Annotated in this window: 16 protein-coding genes and 1 pseudogene; 5 read left to right on the forward strand and 12 right to left on the reverse strand. The window is 70.7% G+C overall.

Annotated elements, in window-relative coordinates:
* Positions 1-129: 129 nt before the first annotated feature.
* Positions 130-1,341: a trypsin-like serine peptidase gene (locus ACIREE_RS21125; RefSeq protein ID WP_404154098.1), complete on the forward strand. Its 1,212-nt coding sequence runs from the start codon at positions 130-132 to the stop codon at positions 1,339-1,341.
* Positions 1,342-1,433: 92 nt separating this feature from the next.
* Here ACIREE_RS21125 and hflX read toward each other — a convergent pair whose 3' ends face one another.
* The 6 genes from hflX to miaA all read right to left on the reverse strand — a co-directional run bounded on the left by hflX (position 1,434) and on the right by miaA (position 9,522).
* Positions 1,434-2,930, reverse strand: coding sequence for a GTPase HflX (gene hflX, locus ACIREE_RS21130; protein ID WP_404154101.1), 1,497 nt, complete (start codon positions 2,928-2,930; stop codon positions 1,434-1,436).
* Between the two features lie 233 nt (positions 2,931-3,163).
* Complete coding sequence (locus tag ACIREE_RS21135) at positions 3,164-4,699, reverse strand: M1 family metallopeptidase (protein WP_404154104.1); 1,536 nt, start codon at positions 4,697-4,699, stop codon at positions 3,164-3,166.
* 78 nt (positions 4,700-4,777) lie between these two features.
* Complete coding sequence (locus tag ACIREE_RS21140; RefSeq protein WP_404154108.1) at positions 4,778-6,901, reverse strand: RelA/SpoT family protein; 2,124 nt, start codon at positions 6,899-6,901, stop codon at positions 4,778-4,780.
* 139 nt (positions 6,902-7,040) lie between these two features.
* The gene (gene dapF / locus ACIREE_RS21145) at positions 7,041-7,910 is read right to left on the reverse strand and encodes a diaminopimelate epimerase (protein WP_404154111.1); all 870 of its coding nucleotides are present in this window, start codon (positions 7,908-7,910) and stop codon (positions 7,041-7,043) included.
* Between the two features lie 98 nt (positions 7,911-8,008).
* On the reverse strand, positions 8,009-8,494 hold the full coding sequence (locus tag ACIREE_RS21150; protein ID WP_404154114.1) for a hypothetical protein: 486 nt from the start codon (positions 8,492-8,494) through the stop codon (positions 8,009-8,011).
* Between the two features lie 89 nt (positions 8,495-8,583).
* Positions 8,584-9,522 carry a tRNA (adenosine(37)-N6)-dimethylallyltransferase MiaA gene (gene miaA, locus ACIREE_RS21155; RefSeq protein ID WP_404154116.1) on the reverse strand — a complete coding sequence of 313 codons (939 nt, stop codon included), beginning with the start codon at positions 9,520-9,522 and terminating at the stop codon, positions 8,584-8,586.
* Between the two features lie 182 nt (positions 9,523-9,704).
* On the opposite strand from miaA, the gene ACIREE_RS21160 reads away from it, so the two are divergent.
* Positions 9,705-10,013, forward strand: coding sequence for a hypothetical protein (locus ACIREE_RS21160; protein WP_404154119.1), 309 nt, complete (start codon positions 9,705-9,707; stop codon positions 10,011-10,013).
* Positions 10,014-10,111: 98 nt separating this feature from the next.
* A complete protein-coding gene (locus tag ACIREE_RS21165) occupies positions 10,112-10,378 on the forward strand; it encodes an antitoxin (protein ID WP_404154122.1) in 267 nt (88 codons plus the stop codon).
* A gap of 78 nt (positions 10,379-10,456) precedes the next feature.
* Here ACIREE_RS21165 and ACIREE_RS21170 read toward each other — a convergent pair whose 3' ends face one another.
* From ACIREE_RS21170 to lhgO, 5 genes are all read right to left on the reverse strand, one after another.
* Positions 10,457-11,206 carry a class III extradiol dioxygenase subunit B-like domain-containing protein gene (locus ACIREE_RS21170; RefSeq protein WP_404154125.1) on the reverse strand — a complete coding sequence of 250 codons (750 nt, stop codon included), beginning with the start codon at positions 11,204-11,206 and terminating at the stop codon, positions 10,457-10,459.
* Between the two features lie 47 nt (positions 11,207-11,253).
* Positions 11,254-12,786 carry a tRNA (N6-isopentenyl adenosine(37)-C2)-methylthiotransferase MiaB gene (gene miaB / locus ACIREE_RS21175; RefSeq protein WP_404154128.1) on the reverse strand — a complete coding sequence of 511 codons (1,533 nt, stop codon included), beginning with the start codon at positions 12,784-12,786 and terminating at the stop codon, positions 11,254-11,256.
* A 160-nt stretch (positions 12,787-12,946) separates the two neighbouring features.
* The gene (locus ACIREE_RS21180; protein WP_404154131.1) at positions 12,947-13,408 is read right to left on the reverse strand and encodes an Ldh family oxidoreductase; all 462 of its coding nucleotides are present in this window, start codon (positions 13,406-13,408) and stop codon (positions 12,947-12,949) included.
* Between the two features lie 198 nt (positions 13,409-13,606).
* Complete coding sequence (locus ACIREE_RS21185) at positions 13,607-14,071, reverse strand: amidohydrolase family protein (RefSeq protein WP_404154134.1); 465 nt, start codon at positions 14,069-14,071, stop codon at positions 13,607-13,609.
* A 136-nt stretch (positions 14,072-14,207) separates the two neighbouring features.
* Positions 14,208-15,407: an L-2-hydroxyglutarate oxidase gene (gene lhgO / locus ACIREE_RS21190; protein ID WP_404154136.1), complete on the reverse strand. Its 1,200-nt coding sequence runs from the start codon at positions 15,405-15,407 to the stop codon at positions 14,208-14,210.
* Between the two features lie 268 nt (positions 15,408-15,675).
* Between lhgO and ACIREE_RS21195 the strand changes: the two are divergent.
* Both ACIREE_RS21195 and ACIREE_RS21200 read left to right on the forward strand, forming a co-directional pair.
* Positions 15,676-15,996, forward strand: a pseudogene (locus ACIREE_RS21195) (cupin domain-containing protein); the annotation flags it as partial.
* Positions 15,997-16,154: 158 nt separating this feature from the next.
* Positions 16,155-17,150 (forward strand): TAXI family TRAP transporter solute-binding subunit, encoded by a 996-nt coding sequence (locus tag ACIREE_RS21200; protein WP_404154139.1) that lies wholly within the window; start codon positions 16,155-16,157, stop codon positions 17,148-17,150.
* On the opposite strand, the gene ACIREE_RS21205 is transcribed toward ACIREE_RS21200, so the two are convergent.
* Entirely contained in the window at positions 17,129-18,601 is a 1,473-nt protein-coding gene (locus ACIREE_RS21205; RefSeq protein ID WP_404154142.1) for a sensor histidine kinase, read from the reverse strand. The genes ACIREE_RS21200 and ACIREE_RS21205 overlap by 22 nt on opposite strands.
* Positions 18,602-18,609: the final 8 nt, after the last annotated feature.

Here is an 18,609-nt window from a genome sequence, read left to right on the forward strand (position 1 = left end):
GCTCATGACAGTCCTCAGTCCCCACATCCCAGTTCCCAGTTCTCAGTTCTCATGGCGGGCAGCGCCGATGCCGTGGTCACCATGCCGCAGGCCTGCCGCGCCACCGCATTTCTCGGGGGTAACAGCACCATGCGTTCCATACGTTCCATACGTCCATCCATGGTCCGCGGCCGGGGGCGGCGCACCGCTCTCGCCGCGACCGGACTCGCCGCCGCCCTGGCGCTCACCGTCACTGCCTGCGATGACGGCAAGAACAGCGAGGACACGGCAGGGGGCAAGCCGGCCGCCGCCTCCTCGGAGGGTTCCGACGGCGCCGAGTTGCCGGGCGATGTCGCCGAGCGGCTGAAGAAGCACGGCATCGACCCCGACAAGTGGAAGAACGGGGCCTGGAAGAACTGGGACAAGGACGACTGGCTCCACGAGGCCAAGGACTTCGTCAACCCGGTCATCGACGGTCTGTGGAAGCCCGAGCGGATGAAGTCCGCCAAGGACCCGGACAAGACGATCGCCGCGCAGGACTACGCGGATGACCAGGGCGTCTCCGACCCGGAGCCCGACCCCGTTCAGGCGCAGGCCGAGAAGACGCCGTACCACGAGAACGCTGCGCCGGTCGGCAAGGTCTTCTTCGACTCCCCCGAGGGTTCGATGGTCTGCTCCGGCACCGTCGTGAAGGACCCGCGCAACCCGGGCCGGTCGAACCTGGTGTGGACCGCGGGCCACTGTGTGCACGCGGGCGGGGCGGGCGGCTGGTACCGCAACATCGCGTTCGTGCCGTCGTACAACGACCAGGGCAAGTCGGCGGACGCACTGCGCAACGCCACGCAGACGGAGATCGCTCCGTACGGAACCTACTGGGCCGACTGGGCCTCCACCTCGAACGAATGGATGAGCCAGGGCGCCGAATCGGGCGGTGCGGGCGCGCCGTACGACTTCGCGGTGCTGCACATGAAGCCGGAACAGGGCAGCAAGTCCCTGGAGGAGACGGTCGGGAACGCGCTGGACGTGGACTTCTCGACGCCGTCCGTTCAGTCGGTCGGTTCGATGGGCGCGTGGGGCTACCCGGCAGCCCCGCCGTTCGACGGTCTGCTCATGAACAAGTGCCTCGACCGGCCCGGCCGGCTCTCGCTCAGCCCTGAGCAGCCGACGATGTACCGCATCGGCTGCACGATGACGGGCGGTTCGTCGGGCGGCGGCTGGTTCCGCGTCCGGGACGGCAAGACCGTCCTGGTGTCGAACACATCGATCGGCCCGGCCACCAACACCTGGCTCGCCGGACCGCAGTTGGGCCAGGAGGCCCAGCAGGTCTTCGACACGATGAGCGAGAAGTACGGCAACCAGTAAGCAGTTGATCGGCAATAGTGGTTGATCGGCAGTAAGACGTGAATGAGCCCCGCCCAATACCACCTGGGCGGGGCTCGTTCACGTGGCGTCGGTCAGCTCGCGGCCGCCGTCGGAACGTACGGCGCGAGGTTCGCCGCGAGTTCCTCATGGACGCGCGCCTTCAGGAGCGTGCCCTCCGGGGTGTGCTCCTCGGAGATCACCTCGCCGTCGGTGTGCGCCCGCGCGACCAGTTGGCCGTGCGTGTACGGCACGAGGGCCTCGATCTCGACCTCGGGCCGCGGCAGTTCGGCGTCGATGAGCGCGAGCAGCTCCTCGATGCCCGCGCCCGTACGGGCCGAGACGGCGATCGAGTGCTTCTCCTGGCGCATCAGCCGCTGCAGCACCAGCGGGTCGGCCGCGTCCGCCTTGTTGATCACCACGATCTCGCGGACCTTCGTGGCCCCCACGTCACGGATGACCTCGCGTACGGAAGCAAGCTGCTCCTCGGGTGCCGGGTGCGAACCGTCGACCACGTGCAGGATCAGGTCGGAGTCGCCGACCTCCTCCATCGTGGAGCGGAACGCCTCGACGAGGTGGTGCGGCAGGTGTCGGACGAAACCGACGGTGTCCGCCAGCGTGTACAGCCGGCCGCTCGGGGTCTCGGCCCGGCGCACGGTCGGGTCGAGGGTGGCGAACAGCGCGTTCTCCACCAGGACGCCCGCGCCCGTGAGGCGGTTGAGCAGGGAGGACTTGCCCGCGTTCGTGTAACCGGCGATGGCGACCGAAGGCACCTTGTTGCGTCGGCGCTCCTGGCGCTTGATGTCGCGGCCCGTCTTCATCTCCGCGATCTCACGGCGCATCTTCGCCATCTTCTCGCGGATCCGCCGCCGGTCCGTCTCGATCTTGGTCTCACCGGGACCACGGGTGGCCATGCCGCCACCGCCGCCGCCACCCATCTGACGGGAGAGCGACTGACCCCAGCCGCGCAGTCGCGGCAGCATGTACTGCATCTGCGCGAGCGCGACCTGCGCCTTGCCCTCTCGGGACTTGGCGTGCTGGGCGAAGATGTCGAGGATCAGGGCGGTCCGGTCGACCACCTTGACCTTGACGACGTCTTCGAGGTGGATGAGCTGGCCGGGGCTGAGCTCACCGTCACACACGACGGTGTCGGCGCCGGTCTCGAGGACGATGTCACGCAGCTCCTGGGCCTTGCCCGAGCCGATGTACGTCGCCGCGTCGGGCTTGTCCCGGCGCTGGATGACGCCGTCGAGCACTTCGGCGCCCGCGGTCTCGGCGAGGGCGGCGAGCTCCGTGAGGGAGTTGTCCGCGTCCTCGATCGTGCCCGACGTCCAGACGCCGACGAGGACCACGCGCTCCAGGCGGAGCTGTCGGTACTCGACCTCGGTGACGTCTTCGAGCTCGGTGGAGAGGCCCGCCACGCGTCGCAGCGCGGCTCGCTCGGAACGGTCGAGCTGTTCGCCGTCCCGCGCTGTGTCGATCTCGTGGCTCCAGGCGACGTCCTCCTCCATCAGGGCATCGGCCCGAAGACCTTCGGTGGGGTTCTGCGCGAGGCTCTGCGCATCCTGGGAAGGGGAAGAGGAGGAGGTCATTGGATCCTTACGTCGCTGGGATTCGGTAAATGTGACGGACGCCTCGCCCGTCCTCTCTGACAACGCGCGACCCGGCCCGGGGATTCCCGGGAGGGCCGATCCGAGCCAATCGGAGCGATCACATCTCGACCGGATGGCCCGCGCCGTCGACCTGAAGAGGATCGCACGGTACGGGCCGTCTCGTCACCCGAGTTATTTCCCGTGGTGACAGGGCCGAAGCCTCACCGCGCGCCCTACTTCTGGACCGGCTGAGACTTCTGGACCCGCTGAGACTTCTGCACTGACGCCGACGGGGACTTGTGCACCGGCTTGGCCTTCCGCACCGCCTGTGACTTCCAGTCCGGGTGCCCGGGCATCGGCGGCGTCTTCTTCCCGTACAGCCAGGCCTGGAAGAAGACGCTCAGGTCGCGCCCGCTGACCTGCGAGGCGAGCGAGACGAAGTCGGCGGTCGTCGCGGTGGAGTCACGGTGCGTGCTCACCCACGTCCGCTCGAGCCGCTCGAAGGCGTCCTTGCCGATCTCCTGGCGCAGCGCGTACAGGACGAGCGCGCTGCCGTCGTAGACGACGGGCCGGAAGATGCTGATCTTCTCGCCGTGCTTGGGTCCCTTGGGCGCGGCGGGCGGGCCGCCCGTCGCGCGCCAGCCGTCCGACGCACTGTAGGCATTGCGCATCCGCTTCGCGATGGGCGCGTGTGCCTTCTCCTCGGTGTAGAGGGCCTCGTACCAGGTGGCATGGCCCTCGTTGAGCCAGAGGTCGGACCAGGTGCGAGGGCTGACGCTGTCACCGAACCACTGGTGCGCGAGTTCGTGGACCATGATCGATTCGACGTACCACTTCGGGTATTCGGGTCGCGTGAAGACCTCCCGCTCGAAGAGGGAGAGCGTCTGCGTCTCGAGCTCGAAACCGGTGTTGGCCTCGGCGATGAGCAGGCCGTAGTTCTCGAAGGGGTAGCGGCCGACCTTGCTCTCCATCCAGGCGATCTGGCCGGGCGTCTTGGCGAGCCAGGGCCGTAGGACCTTGGTGTCCTTTGCGGGAACGACATCGCGCATCGGGAGCCCGTGGGGCCCCTTCTGGTGCAGGACGGCCGAGCGGCCGATGGAGACCTGGGCCAGTTCGGTGGCCATGGGGTGGGCGGTGCGGTAGACCCAGTTCGTGGTGGACCCGGCACGTGCAGCCGTCACGGGGCGTCCGTTGGCCACGGCTTGCAGGCCCTTGGGAGCGGTGACGCGGAACGTGAAGTAGGCCTTGTCGGCGGGGTGGTCGTTGCACGGGAACACCCGGTGCGCGGCGTCCGCCTGGTTGGCCATGGCGAGCCCGTCCTTGGTGCGGACCCAGCCGGTCTCCTCCTTGCCGGGCACAGGGTTGCTGGTGTGGCGCACGGTGATGCGCAGCGGCTGTCCCGGCACTACGGGGCTGTCGGGCGTGACGATCAGGTCCTCGTCGCTGGTGGCGAAGTGAGCGGGGCTCCCGTTGACCTCCACCGAGCGCACCGTTCCGTGCGAGAAGTCGAGGTTGATCCGGTCGAGCCGGGAGGTCGCCTGAGCGTCGATCCGCGTCACGGCGTCGAGCGGCTTGCTGTTGTCGCCGCCGTAGGTGAAGGCGATGTCGTACGAGCGCACGTCGTACCCGGGGTTGCCGAGGTTCGGGAAGAGACGGTCGCCGATACCGAGCGGAGTGGCCGACTGCGGCGCGGCGGCCGCGAGGAGGGCGACGGAGACACCTGCGGCGAGCAGCGCGGCGGTGCGGGGTGTTCGGGAGCTGAGCAGCATGAACTACCGCTATCAGCGTGCCGCCCCGCGGCGGGGGCGGTACACGCCGCTCCCACCCGAACGAGGCCCTCTTGCGCGTCAGAGGGCTCCGGTCGCCGCGTGCTGGGCCCGCCCGACGTCGTACACCCCCGGCACGTTCCGCATCGCCCGCATGAGCCCCGGGAGGTGGGCGGCGTCCGGGAGGTTCAGCGTGTACGTGTGCCGGACGCCGCCCTGGGCGGGTGGTTCGACGGTCGCCGAGATGATGGCGACCCCCTCAAGCGCTATGGCTTCCGTGAGGTCGGCCAGCAGATGCGGGCGGCTGAACGACTCGGCGACGAGCGTCACCCGGTACTCGGCGGTCTCCGCGTCGGCCCAGCGCACGCTGACCTCCGTGCGCCCGGCGCTCTTCATGCGCGCTACTCCGGAGCACGCGACGCGGTGCACGGTGACCGCGCCGCCGCGTACGGCGAAGGCGGTGATCTCGTCGGGCGGTACGGGCGTACAACATCCGGCCAGGCGCACGGTCGCGCCCGGCTGTTCGACCACGGCGTTCGCCGCGGCGGGCCGTGCGGAGGGCCCGCTGTAGGGCGCGCGCGGCGCGGCCTCGGTGGCGCGCGGGCCTTCCGGGTGGGCGGTCAGCCAGCGCCGGATGGCGATGCGCGCGGCGGGCGTGCGGGCGTGGTCGAGCCAGTCGCGGGACGGCTCGGAGGCGGCGGCTCCCTCCATCCGGTCCATCAGGAGCTGCACCGTGTCGCCGTCGCTGAGGACCGTGCCGAGCGTCGCCAGGCGGCCGTTCACGCGCGCGCCGATGCAGGCGTGGGCGTCCTCGCCGTACTGGGCGTACGCGGCGTCGACACAACTGGCTCCCGCGGGCAGGCCGATGGTGCCTCCGTCCGGCCTGAAGACGGTGATCTCGCGGTCCTGTGCGAGATCCTCGCGCAGTGTCGACCAGAAGATGTCGGCGTCGGGTGCGGACTGCTGCCAGTCGAGGAGGCGGGAGAGCCAGCCGGGGCGGGTGGGGTCGGCGCGCTCGCCGTCGGTGTCCAGATGCTCTTCGCCGGAGGGCGTATAGGGATTGCCGAGGGCGACGACGCCCGCCTCCGCCACCTTGTGCATCTGGTGCGTTCGAATGAGGACTTCGGCGACTTCGCCGTCGCCGCGGGCGACCGCGGTGTGCAGCGATTGGTACAGGTTGAACTTCGGTACGGCGATGAAGTCCTTGAACTCCGAGACCACCGGGGTGAAACAGGTGTGCAGCTCGCCCAGGACGCCGTAACAGTCCGCGTCCTCGGAGACGAGGACGAGGAGGCGCCCGAAGTCGGCGCCGCGCAGCTCACCGCGCTTGCGGCTGACCCGGTGCACCGACACGAAGTGCCGGGGCCGGATGAGGACCTCGGCGCTCAGGCCCGCCTCGCGCAGCACTCCGCGCACCTCTTCGGCGATCGCGGCGAGCGGATCGTCCTCGCGTGCCGCGTTGGTCGCCATGAGGGTGTGGGTCCGTGCGTACTCCTCTGGATGGAGGATCGCGAAGACGAGGTCCTCGAGTTCGGTCTTCAGGGCCTGGACGCCCAGGCGCTCGGCGAGCGGGATGAGGACGTCGCGGGTGACCTTCGCGATCCGCTCCTGTTTTTCCTGGCGCATGACGCCGAGGGTGCGCATGTTGTGCAGGCGGTCGGCGAGTTTGATCGACATGACGCGCACGTCGTTGCCGGTGGCGACGAGCATTTTGCGGAAGGTCTCGGGCTCGGCGGCCGCGCCGTAGTCGACCTTCTCCAGCTTGGTGACGCCGTCGACGAGGTAGGCGACCTCCTCGCCGAACTCCGTACGCACCTGGTCGAGCGTCACGTCCGTGTCCTCGACGGTGTCGTGGAGCAGGGAGGCGGTCAGCGTCGTGGTCTCCGCGCCCAGTTCGGCCAGGATCAGCGTCACCGCGAGGGGGTGCGTGATGTAGGGCTCGCCGCTCTTGCGCATCTGGCCGCGGTGCGAGGACTCGGCCAGCACGTACGCGCGGCGCAGCGGGTCGAGCTCGGCATCCTGGTAGTGCGCCCGGTGCGCCTCCACCACGTGGCCGATGGCGTCGGGGAGCCGGCCGCGGGTGGTGGGGCCCAGGAGTGCGGCGCGGCCCAGTCGTCGCAGGTCGATCCGGGGGCGGCCACGCCTGCGGTGTACTCCGGGCATGATCGGCCCTGGGCTGGCGGGGTTGGTCGCCTCCGCACTCATGAGCACCTCCGGCTGTCTCGACCGGTGGCGGGCTGGCGGGGGCACCCGTCCGGACCGGTGCTTGATGCTACCGAGCCCATCACGTGGCGCAGTCCAGCTCTCGCCCAGCGTGAAACGGATCACCCATTCGAGCGACGATTCACGAGTTTACGGTTTCGATTTCCGCGAACCAGTCCGCGTCGATCACGCCCTCCGCCACGATCACGGCGGGCCCGGTCATCTCGATCTCGCCGTCGGGTCGTTCGGTGATCGTCAGCCGGCCACCGGGCAGGTCGATCTCGTACGTTACCGGAGCCCCGGTCAGCGCCGGGTCGAGACCGTCTCTGCGGGCCGCCGCGACGGCCACGGCGCAGGCGCCGGTGCCGCAGGAGCGGGTCTCGCCCGAGCCGCGCTCGTGCACCCGCATGGCGACGTGGCGGGGGCCGCGGTCGACGACGAACTCGACGTTCACCCCGTCCGGGTAGGCGTTCGCGGGGGCGAAGGGGGGCGGCTCGTACAGGGTGCCCGCGTGGGCCAGGTCGTCCACGAAGGCGACGGCGTGCGGGTTGCCCATGTTCACGTTCGTCGCCGGCCAGGTGCGGTCGCCGACGGAGACGGTGACGTCGCCCGCGGGCAGCGCCGCCCTGCCCATGCCGACCGTGATCAGGCCTTCCTTGTCGATGTGGACCCGCTTGACGCCGCCTCGCGTGGCCACGGCGATGTCTCCCTCGCCCACGTGTCCCGCACGCTGGAGGTAGTGGGCGAAGACCCGCACTCCGTTGCCGCACATCTCGGCGATCGAGCCGTCCCCGTTGCGGTAGTCCATGAACCACTCGGCCTCGGACGCCATGGACCGCGCCTCGGGGTGGGCGTCGGAGCGCACGACGTGCAGGACACCGTCGCCGCCGATCCCGGCGCGACGGTCGCACAGCGTGGCCACCGCGGCCGGAGACAGCACGATGACGTTCTCCGGGTCCGGGATGATCACGAAGTCGTTCTGCGTCCCGTGGCCCTTGAGGAAGGTGGTCATTTCCCGATCGTACGAGATGGGTCCGACAGACGTACGAGATGGGTCCGGCACCCGCCCCGCGCGAGCGGTGCGGCCGCGCGAGGGGGCAGCCACCGCGGTCAGCGGAGCCGCGCCACCCGCCATACGGCCAGGATCGCCACCGCCGCCACCACGATTACGTACGCGCCCACGACGCGCCAGTCCGGCCACCTGCCCGATCCGCGCGGCGGGAAGCCCGGCAGGGTGTACCCCACCCGGCGGGCCGCCATCATGCCCCAGCCGGCCGCGCACGAGCTGATCAGCAGGCCCAGCATCGCCACGACCGCGCCGCCGTCGCCGAACTCGAAGAACAGCGGGAACGCGAACATCAGCGAGCCGATGGCGGCGAGCATCACGATGGGGGCGAGCTGCCAGATGCGGAGCCTGCGCTGCGGGCGCAGCTCGATCTCGACCTCTGCCGCCTCGTCCTGCGCGGTGATCTCGTCGGCGGTCGGCCCGTCGGCGATCACGCCGTCCGGGATCGCCTCTGGTCCGTCGGGGCTCAACTGCTCCCCGCCTGGTGCGGTGTCACGAGGGCCGGCCTCCATCGCCACGCGCCCTCCCATTTCGGACTCCACTGGTCGATCGATGGTCGATGATGGCACGGCCGAAGAGGCCGCGATGACGGCCGGAGCTTCCCGATGCCATCACGTGATCAGGCTGTGACCGGTCGTTCGACCAACGTCATTGCCCGGCCCTGGAGTTCCCCGCGTTCGGCGACGGCCCCACTCAGCCAATGCACCCGCGGATCGCGTCGGAACCACGAGTCCTGACGGCGCGCGAAGCGCTTGGTGGCGCGGACCGTCTCCGCGCGCGCCTCCTCCTCGGTGCACTCCCCGGCCAGGGCCGCGAGGACCTGCTGGTAGCCGAGCGCGCGCGACGCCGTCCGTCCCTCGCTCAGGCCTCGGGCCTCCAGAGTGCGCACCTCTTCGACGAGACCCGCCTCCCACATTCGGTCCACGCGCGTGGCGATACGTTCGTCGAGTTCGGGGCGCGCGACGTCGACGCCGATCTGGACGGTGTCGTAGACGGAGTCGTGTCCCGGAAGGTTGGCCGTGAACGGCTTTCCGGTGATCTCGATGACTTCGAGGGCGCGCACGATGCGCCGGCCGTTGCTCGGCAGGATCGCGACGGCGGCCTCCGGGTCCGCGGCGGCGAGGCGGGCGTGCAGGGCGCCGGAGCCGCGCAGCGCCAGCTCCTCCTCCAGGCGGGCGCGGACCTCGGGGTCGGTGCCGGGGAACTCCATCTTGTCGACGGCGCCGCGTACGTAGAGCCCGGATCCACCGACGAGGACGGGCCAGCGCCCTTCGGCCAGGAGGCGGTCGATCTCCGCGCGGGCGAGCCTCTGGTACTCGGCGACGCTCGCGGTCACCGTGACGTCCCAGATGTCCAGGAGATGGTGCGGGACCCCGGCGCGCTCCTCGGGCGTCAGCTTGGCGGTGCCGATGTCCATCCCCCGGTAGAGCTGCATGGAGTCGGCGTTGACGACTTCGCCGCCGAGCTCCTTGGCGAGGAAGACACCGAGATCTGACTTTCCGGCGGCGGTCGGACCGACGACGGCGATGACCCGCGGGGCGGGAGCTGCGCTACTCACCGCCCCAGTCTCGCAAACCCGGGGCCCGCTTCTCGAACGAGCTACGTGACGCCGTCGGTCCGGGGTCGTTGCCTGTTGCGAGGTTCCAGCCGCTGGTTTTGAGGACCGGTGACCCGGGCGACGCAATGGGACGCACCGGGCAGGGCGGGATTTCGCCCACACGAGTACTGTATGGAGTTGAAATGGGCGTTTTTTCCATGTTTCGCCGTAAGGCCAAGGACAGCGACGCGGCATCGACCGCCGAGGCGCAGGCCGCCACGCTCGCGGCTGAGCCGGAGTCTGAGGGCGTAGCGGGCGCCGAGGGGTCCGAGTCCCCGACCGAAGGCGCCGAGGCCGCCACGGCCGACGAGAAGGCCGCGGAAAAGGCCGAGGAGACGGAGGCCGACGAGACGAGCGAGGCCGCCGCGGCGGAGAACGTGGAGATTCCGAAGCAGCAGTCCGCCAAGGAGGCCGCCGACAACGACGCGGCCGACGAGGGCGCCCGTAAGTAGCCCGCAGCTCTGACGGTCAGCTTTGACAGTCAGCTTTAACAGTCGTCAGTTTCTGCTCTGACAGTCGTCAGTTACTTACCGCGAGGGAAGGTGGATCCATGGGCTTCCTGGACAACTTGAAAGCCAAGCTCAGCCCTGCCAAGGACAAGGTCACCGAGCTCGCGCAGCAGCACGGGGACAAGATCGACCAAGGTCTGGACAAGGCGGCGAAGGCGGTCGACGACAAGACCAAGGGCAAGTACAGCGACAAGATCCAGCAGGGCACGAGCAAGGCGAAGGACGCTCTGGACCGCCTCTCCGACGGGCCGGGCGGCAAGGACGGCGGCACCCCGCCGACGCCTCCCCCGCCTCCCCCTGCGTCCTGACACCGACCCCGACGCACCGGGCCGACGGCCGCGCAGCCCACGGCTGTGCGGCCGTCGCCGTGTGTGGCGCGGTGGGGGTTACGTCCAGGAGGCCACGAAGTAGCCCACTCCGTAGGGCGCGTCTTCGTACAGAAGGCGGCTCGTGCCGCTGTCGGCGTTGTTGGCGTTGTCGGCGCTCGGCGCGCTGTCGGCGTGGTTGTCGGTCCAGGCCGCGGAGAGGATCTGCCAGGGGGCGCGGCCGGAGACCTTCAGCTCCTCGGCCAGACCGGCGTCCATCTCGGCCAGGTAACCGTCACGGTCGTAGGTGCGCAGGGACTCGGCGATCCGTGCGTCCACCGCCGCGGCCCGCTCGTCGAGGTAGCCGGGGGCCTTGACCGTGCGGCAGGCGGTGCCGTCGCCCATGACCAGCAGGCCCACACGGTCCGCCCGGGACGTGAGGCCCATGCCGGCCTCGCCGTCGGTCGGCCGGGACCGGTCGGCCGTCACCTCGTGGCCGCGCACGGGGCCTTCCCAGCCCGCGCGCGCGAGCAGCCAGGCGCCCACGCACAGCGACGGCGGCAGGATCTCGTCCCCGGCCGCGGAACCGGCGCCGAGGGTCACCCCGACGTCGACTCCGAAGGGGCGGAAGGAGCCGCGGGCGCCCGCCTCGTACAGCTGGTCACGCGCGCCCTGGCCGACGACGACGATCAGGTCGGGGCCGGCCTCGACGAGCGCGCGGAGCGCCTCGTCGCATGCCTCGCGCGCAGCGTCCAGCTCGGGAGCGGCACCGGCCGCGACCTCCGGTACGAGCAGAGGCGGACAGGGGCACACGGCTGCGGCGACAAGCATGATCGGCAGCTTACTGGTCGGGGAACGGCCCGTGCCCCGGGCGGCCGTCAGTCGACGGCGCAGCCCCCGGTGACCGCCGGCAGCGGCTCCGGTACGCCTACCTTGGGCAGGCCGAGCAGAACGCCCTGCTTCGTGTCCTGCTGCTCCTTGGTGCGCCGCTCCCACGCGTCGCCCGCGCGCGTGGGGCGCACGTTCAGAACCGGGCCCTCGGCGAGCAGGTGGTGCGGGGCGGCGTAGGTGATCTCGACCGTGACGACGTCGCCGGGGCGGACCTCGCCGTCCGGCTTGGTGAAGTGGACCAGGCGGTTGTCGGGGGCGCGGCCGGAGAGGCGGTGCGTCGTGCCGTCCTTGCGGCCCTCGCCCTCGGCGACCATGAGCTCCATGGTGCGACCGACCTGCTTCTTGTTCTCGTCCCAGGAGATCTCCTCCTGGAGGGCGACAAGACGCTCGTAGCGCGCCTGGACGACCTCCTTGGGAATCTGCCCCTCCATGGTCGCGGCCGGGGTCCCGGGGCGCTTGGAGTACTGGAAGGTGAAGGCGTTGGCGAAGCGGGCCTCGCGCACGGCGTGCATCGTCTGCTCGAAGTCGTCCTCGGTCTCGCCGGGGAAGCCCACGATGATGTCGGTGGAGACCGCCGCGTCCGGCATGGCGGCGCGGACCTTGTCGATGATGCCGAGGAAGCGCTCCTGGCGGTACGAGCGGCGCATCGCCTTGAGGACCGTGTCCGAGCCGGACTGCATCGGCATGTGGAGCTGCGGCATCACGTTCGGCGTCTCGGCCATGGCGGCGATCACGTCGTCGGTGAAGTCGCGCGGGTGCGGGGACGTGAAGCGCACGCGCTCGAGGCCCTCGATCTGCCCGCACGCGCGCAGCAGCTTGCTGAAGGCCTCGCGGTCGCCGATGTCGCTGCCGTACGCGTTCACGTTCTGGCCGAGCAGGGTGATCTCGGAGACGCCCTCGGCGACCAGGGCCTCGATCTCCGCGAGGATGTCGCCGGTCCTGCGGTCCTTCTCCTTGCCGCGCAGCGCGGGGACGATGCAGAAGGTGCAGGTGTTGTTGCAGCCGACCGAGATCGACACCCAGGCCGCGTACGCGCTCTCGCGACGGGTCGGCAGCGTGGACGGGAAGGCCTCCAGGGACTCGGCGATCTCGACCTGCGCCTCCTCCTGGACGCGGGCGCGCTCCAGGAGGACGGGCAGCTTGCCGATGTTGTGCGTGCCGAAGACGACGTCCACCCAGGGCGCCTTCTTCACGATGGTGTCGCGGTCCTTCTGAGCGAGGCAGCCGCCCACGGCGATCTGCATCCCCGGGCGCGTGGTCTTGCGCGGGGCGAGGCGGCCGAGGTTGCCGTAGAGCTTGTTGTCCGCGTTCTCCCGCACCGCGCACGTGTTGAAGACCACGACGTCGGCGTCGCCGTCGGAGCCCTCGGGGGCGCGGACGTACCCCGCGCCTTCGAGGAGGCCCGACAGGCGCTCGGAGTCGTGGACGTTCATCTGGCACCCGTAGGTGACTACTTCGTACGTCTTGGCGGAATCGGGTGAACGGTCGTCCACGGCCGGACGCGGGGCGCTGCTGCTCATGACAACAAGGGTATGGGGTACGCGGGGTCCCCCCTCACGGGGTCGCGGGCAGGCGTCACGGGGTTGTGGGCAGGCGTCACGGGGTCGCGGGCAGACGTCACGGGGTCGCGGGCAGACGTCACGGGGTCGCGGGCAGACGTCACGGGGTCGCGGGCAAGCGTCACGGGGTTGTGGGCAGGGCCACGCCCTTCTCCGCCGCGGCCTCCGTCAGCTGCTGCCACACCTTGGGCGCGACCGGGATCCCGTTCGCCCCGCGCTCCTGCGCGACGGCCGCGCTGCGCTCGCCCGGGTAGTGGACGCCCGCCGCGTCGTCCGCCGCCGGCAGCGCCTTGAGTGTGCCCAGGGTGGCCGCGGCGCCCTCGGGCAGCGGGGTGCCGCTCGCCTTCGCCTGGCGGATCTTGCCGAGGGCGATGGTGGCCGTCGCCATGTCGAGCAGCAGGGGCGCCCGGCCCTGCTGCGCGGAGGCGGGGGCGGGGGCCGCTATGGCGAGCGGGCTGGTGGCGACGGCCGGGCCCCTGACGCCGGTGTAGCCCATGTTCGGCATGCCTGCGACAACGCCGATGCCGAGCAGGCCCGCCTCGGCGATCTTCGCGACGTAGTAGCCGATCGCGCCCGTGTGCACGAGGCGTGCAGGAGGACGCCCTGGGGGCGGCGCGTGAGAAGGCCGTAGCCGGTGGCCATGCCCGCGGCGACCGTCTCGTGCGTGAGGTCGAGGTAGCGCGGGGCCGGGAGTCCGTCGCGGTGGTGGCGGGCGAGGGACTCCCAGACCGGGGCCCATTCCGAGCATCGCAGGTGGTACCTCAGCCCTCGATCGGCCAGTTCAGGACCTCGGCGATGCCGCGGCCCATGATCCATTCGAGCTCGTCGGGACGTTCAGTTCCTCGGCGACCGGCCAGTACCAGTCGTTGGTGCCGTCGATCATCCAGTTGCGGTCGATGGGGCGGTGGAAGGTGAGACGTACTCCCTTGACGTGCGGGTTCCGGGCGAAGTCCGCGAGCATCGCCCGGCCCTCTTCGGGCTTGTTCTGCGGGATACGGGCCATGATGCCGAAGCGGTCCGGGTGGGCCTCGCAGGCTTCGAGCGCGTAGTCGATGCGGTCGCCCTCCCAGGACGGCGGCAGCGCCCGGTTGACGCCGGCCTCGTCCATCAGGTCCAGCGCCTCCTCGTACGAGAAGAGGTCCTCTCTGTGGCCGTTGAGGCGGATGCGCTCGCGGGCGCCGGGGACCCAGGGGCGGCCCGGGGCCTCTTCCTTCCAGATGTGGATCTGGGTGTCGACGACGAACATGCGTGGCCTCCTTCTTCCTTGCGGGGAGGGTGGCGGGGAGGTGCTGTGCGATCGACGTCAGGCGGGCTCGGCGGCCTTGCGGAGAGCTGGGCGCGCAAGCAGTTCTTGCGCGAAACGCCGTAGTACGGAGGGGAGTTCAGGGCCGCTGGAAGACGGCGTCGGCGATGTGCTCGGCGATCGCCATGGACGCCGTCGCGGCGGGCGAGGGGGCGTTGCGCACGGCCGTGATCCGGCCGACCCGGTGGATGCGGAAGTCGTCGACGAGGGTGCCGTCGCGGTCCAGCGCCTGGGCGCGCACGCCGGCGCCGCCGCGCACGACGTCGTGGACGCCGACACCGGGGACGTACAGTTTCGCGTCCTTCATGAACGCGGCGGCGGAGAACGAGCCGCGGTACTCCCTGATGCCGGTGCGCCAGTGCCGTGCGGCCATCCGCCAGGTACCGGGGTAGGCGGCGATGCCGAGGAGGTCGCGGGGCGAGATCCGGCTGCGCCGGTAGCCCTCTCTGGCGAGGGCGAGGACCGCGTTCGGACCGACCTCGACCGAGCCGTCGACGCGCGGGGTGAAGTGCACGCCGAGGAACGGGTAGCGGGGGTCGGGCACCGGGTAGAGGAGGCCGCGCACCAGGTCCCGTTTCTCCGCCTTGAGCAGCATGTACTCGCCCCGGAACGGGATGATGCGCGGCTCCCGCCCGTCATCGGCGAGCCGGGCCACGGCGTCCGACTGGAGGCCCGCGCACAGGATCAGCCGGTCGACGCGGAGGTGCTCCGGGCCGGACGCCACCCGGATGCCGTCGGGCACGGTCGTCAGGCCGGTCACGGGGAAGCCGAGGCGCAGCTCTCCCCCGGATCCGGTGACGTCCTTGGCGAACTCCCGGGCGATCGCCGGGTAGTCGGTGATCGCGGTGCGCGGTGAGTGCAGCGCCGCGAGCCCGCCGGCGTTCGGTTCCAGCTCCTTGATCTCCTCCCGGGAGACCTTGCGCAGATCGGGTACGTGATTGCTCTTGGCCCGCTCGTAGAGGGCGTCCATGCGGCCCAGTTCGTCCTCGCGCACCGCCATGACGAGCTTGCCGATCTCGCGGTACGGCACCGCCCGGTCCTGGCAGTACTCGCGCAGCAGGGCGACTCCGCGTACGGTCAGGTCCGCCTTGAGGCTGCCGGGCGCGTAGTAGATGCCCGCGTGCACGACCCCGGAGTTGTGGCCGGTCTGGTGGCGGGCGACCTCGGGTTCCTTTTCGAGGACGATCACGCGGGTGCCGGGTCGGCGCAGCGCGATCTCCCGGGCGGTGGCCAGGCCCAGGATGCCCGCACCCACGATGCCGATCGTTTCTTCGCTCAACGTCCGTCTCCTTTCAGGGAGTTGCTGAAGGGACGGATTATGCGCCGCCTTTACATCCGGGCACGGTCCGGGTTCGCCGTGCGACGGTGGCCGACCGTACCTCCGGAGGCGGCGCCCTCCACCGCTCCGGGAACGCAAGGTAAAACTGCACGCCGGACGGCATCGGCAGAGGTGCGAAGGCTCTTGATCTCAGACCTGCGAACAGACCTCCGGCCGCGCCACGCCCCTGGGCCATGCCCCTGCCCCGCCACGAGTCAGGTACCTCCGGATGATCACGATCATCAAGGCCGCAGCCGTCCCGCTCCTGGACCGCGGCGGCGCCGTCGTGACGACGCCGCTGATCACCACCCCTTCCGCGGGCGGCGAGAACCGGATCACCAGCGGCATCAGCGTGTACCCGGTCGGCTCCGGCGCCCCGCTGCACTCGCACAACTGCGACGAGCACGTCACGATCCTCGACGGCGAGGCCGAGGTCGTGGTCGACGGCGAGGTCACGAAGCTGGAGCGCTACGACACGACCTACGTGCCGTCCCCCGTCCCGCACCTGTTCCGCAACGTAGGCGCCACTCCGCTGCGCATCCTGTGGGTCTACAGCTCCGGTCATGTCACTCGTACGTTCACGGAGACGGGCAGAACCGTGGAGCACCTGTCGGCCGACGACCGGATGGGCAAGACTGACCCGGCAGCACGCAGGTGGCCCCCGCAAGGCCTGGTCAGCGCCCCGTCCGACCTGGCAGGATCGCGCGCATGCCGATGCCGTTCAGCCGTGTCACCCGTCGCCGCGCGCTCACCGGCGCCGCGGCCGGGCTCGTGGTGTTCGGCCTGCTGCTGTGGTGGCTGCTCCCGCTGGGCGAACAGGCCCGGAGCGGCCGGGTCACGATCAGCACCGGTGCCCGCACCGGCGTCTACGAGACGTACGGCAAGCTGCTCAAGAAGGCGCTGGCCCGCGACATCCCCCGGCTCGACGTGACGCTCACCGGCAGCGAGGGCTCGTGGGACAACGTGGAGCGAGTGGCCACCGGCAAGGCCGATTTCACCATCGCCGCGGCCGACGCGGTCGCCAAGTACCAGTACGAGGACCGGCCCGGCGCGACCCGGCTGCGCGGCTGCGCCCGCCTCTACGACGACTACATGCAGCTCGTCGTGCCGCGCTCCTCGTCCGTGAAATCGGTGGCCGACCTGCGCGGCAAGAAGGTCGCCGTGGGCGGGAGCCGCTCGGGGGTGCGGCTGATCGCCGACAAGGTGCTCCGTGCGGCGGGCCTGGACATCAACCGGGACGTCACACCCGTGGGCATCGGCATAGACGCCATGCCCAAGGCCCTCAAGTCCCAGAAGATCGACGCGTTCTTCTGGTCGGGCGGACTGCCCACCGAGCACGTCCGCGAGCTGTCGGAGAATTTCCCGGTCCGGCTGGTCGAGCTCGGCAGCCTCGTCGACAGACTCCACGCACAGGGTGAGTCGTCCCGCTACTACCGGGCCGCCGTGCTGCCCGCCGACGCCTATCCGGCCGCCCAGCAGGGCAAGGTCATCAGCACGCTGGCCGTGGCGAACCTCCTGGTGACCACCGACCGCACGGATCCGGCACTGACCGAGGCCATGACGCGTACGGTCATCGACAGCCGCGACCACATCGGCACCAGGGTGCACGCGGCGCAGCTCGTCGACCTCAGGACCGCCCTCTACACGGACCCCCTCTCCTTGCACGAGGGCGCGCGCCGTTACTACCGCTCCGTCAAGCCCTGACCTTGCCCTCGAACCCGGGTGTGGCCGTGACCGGGGTCGCGAGGCGGCGGCACCGGCCCGCTCCTGGGCACACGCACCGTCACCTTCAGCCCGTGCGGCTCGTGACGCGCGTACGCGATCGAGCCGCCGCCGGCCGTCAGCAACGCCCGGGAGATGGAGAGGCCGAGGCCCGAGCCCTTGATGTTCTGGTGCTGCCCGCTGCGCCAGAACCGGTCGCCGATCCGGGCGAGCTCCTCCTCGCGCAGACCGGGGCCGCCGTCGGTGACCTCGATGGCGCTGGTCTCCCCGTTGGCCGCGACCCTGACCGTGACCCGCTCGCCCTCGGGCGTGAACTTCAGGGCGTTGTCGACCACCGCGTCCAGGGCGCTGGACAGCGCGATCGGGTCGGCCCAGCCGGTCACCGCGGGGCACTCCGCGACCAGCCGTACGCCCTTCTCGTCGGCGGCCAGACGCCAGGCCGCGACGCGCTCGGCGGCCAGCTCGCCGATGTCGGTCAGCTGCAGGTCGGCGGCGGCGTGCTCGGCCAGGGCCAGGTCGAGCAGGTCGTCGAGAACCCGGGCCAGGCGCTTGCCCTCGGCCCGTACGGACGCGATCTCCTCATTGCCCTCCGGTAGTTCGTACGACAGGACCTCGATGCGCAACATCAGGGCGGCGAGCGGATTGCGCAGTTGATGCGAGGCGTCGGCGACGAAGGCGCGCTGCTGCTCCAGCACATCCTCGACGTTGTCCGCCATCTCGTTGAACGACCGGGCCAGGCGCCGAAGTTCCGGCGGGCCGCCGGCAGCCGCGACCCGCGACTTCAGCCGCCCGGTGGCGATGTCGTGGGTGGTCGCGTCAAGGACCCGGACCGGACGCAGCACCCAGCCGGTCAGGCGCAGCGCGGCACCCACCGCGAGAAGCATCGCGGCGAACTCGCCCGCCGCGATGACCAGCCAGCCGCGCAGCGTCGCGGCCCGCATCGCGTCGGTGGGCGAGTCGGTGACGACGACCGCGACGACATCACCGTCCCGGATGACCGGTGAGGCGACCACGAGCCGGCCCCGCTGCCACGGCCACACCTGCGGCGGGTCGTGGCTGCCGCGCGAGTACAGCGCCTCGTCGAACGCGGCCCGCACGGACCCGCCCCGAGGCACCCGGAAGTCGACGGGCGCGCGCCCCATCGGCGCCCGGCCGCGGTAGAAGACGCCGGCCTTTATGCCGTACACGTCGTGATAGCGGCCGAGTTCCTTCTGCAGCGTCTGCTGCCGCTCGTCCGCGCCGATCTCCCCGCCCTCGTCCGGCCGGGTCGTGACGAACTGCGCGAGCGAGGCGAACCGGGCCGTGTCGTCGATACGGTCGACGACGACCTTCTGCTGCTGCGCGGACGCCACGCTCACCGCGAGCGGAAAACCGAGCGCGAGCAGCACGCCCGCCAGGAGGACGATGAGCAGCGGAAGCAGACGGGCGCGCACCCGGGGAC

The sequence above is a fragment of the Streptomyces sp. NPDC102467 genome (assembly GCF_044765445.1).
GTDB lineage: Bacteria > Actinomycetota > Actinomycetes > Streptomycetales > Streptomycetaceae > Streptomyces.

Coding starts and splice junctions, on each gene's coding strand:
- ACIREE_RS21200 (WP_404154139.1), top strand. CDS start 16,155: ATGCCGATGCCGTTCAGCCGTGTCACCCGTCGCCGCGCGCTCACCGGC.
- ACIREE_RS21185 (WP_404154134.1), bottom strand. CDS start 14,071: ATGTTCGTCGTCGACACCCAGATCCACATCTGGAAGGAAGAGGCCCCG.
- hflX (WP_404154101.1), bottom strand. CDS start 2,930: ATGACCTCCTCCTCTTCCCCTTCCCAGGATGCGCAGAGCCTCGCGCAG.
- ACIREE_RS21165 (WP_404154122.1), top strand. CDS start 10,112: ATGGGCTTCCTGGACAACTTGAAAGCCAAGCTCAGCCCTGCCAAGGAC.
- miaB (WP_404154128.1), bottom strand. CDS start 12,786: ATGAGCAGCAGCGCCCCGCGTCCGGCCGTGGACGACCGTTCACCCGAT.
- dapF (WP_404154111.1), bottom strand. CDS start 7,910: ATGACCACCTTCCTCAAGGGCCACGGGACGCAGAACGACTTCGTGATC.
- ACIREE_RS21150 (WP_404154114.1), bottom strand. CDS start 8,494: ATGGGAGGGCGCGTGGCGATGGAGGCCGGCCCTCGTGACACCGCACCA.
- ACIREE_RS21140 (WP_404154108.1), bottom strand. CDS start 6,901: ATGAGTGCGGAGGCGACCAACCCCGCCAGCCCAGGGCCGATCATGCCC.
- ACIREE_RS21125 (WP_404154098.1), top strand. CDS start 130: ATGCGTTCCATACGTTCCATACGTCCATCCATGGTCCGCGGCCGGGGG.
- ACIREE_RS21160 (WP_404154119.1), top strand. CDS start 9,705: ATGGGCGTTTTTTCCATGTTTCGCCGTAAGGCCAAGGACAGCGACGCG.
- ACIREE_RS21170 (WP_404154125.1), bottom strand. CDS start 11,206: ATGCTTGTCGCCGCAGCCGTGTGCCCCTGTCCGCCTCTGCTCGTACCG.
- ACIREE_RS21135 (WP_404154104.1), bottom strand. CDS start 4,699: ATGCTGCTCAGCTCCCGAACACCCCGCACCGCCGCGCTGCTCGCCGCA.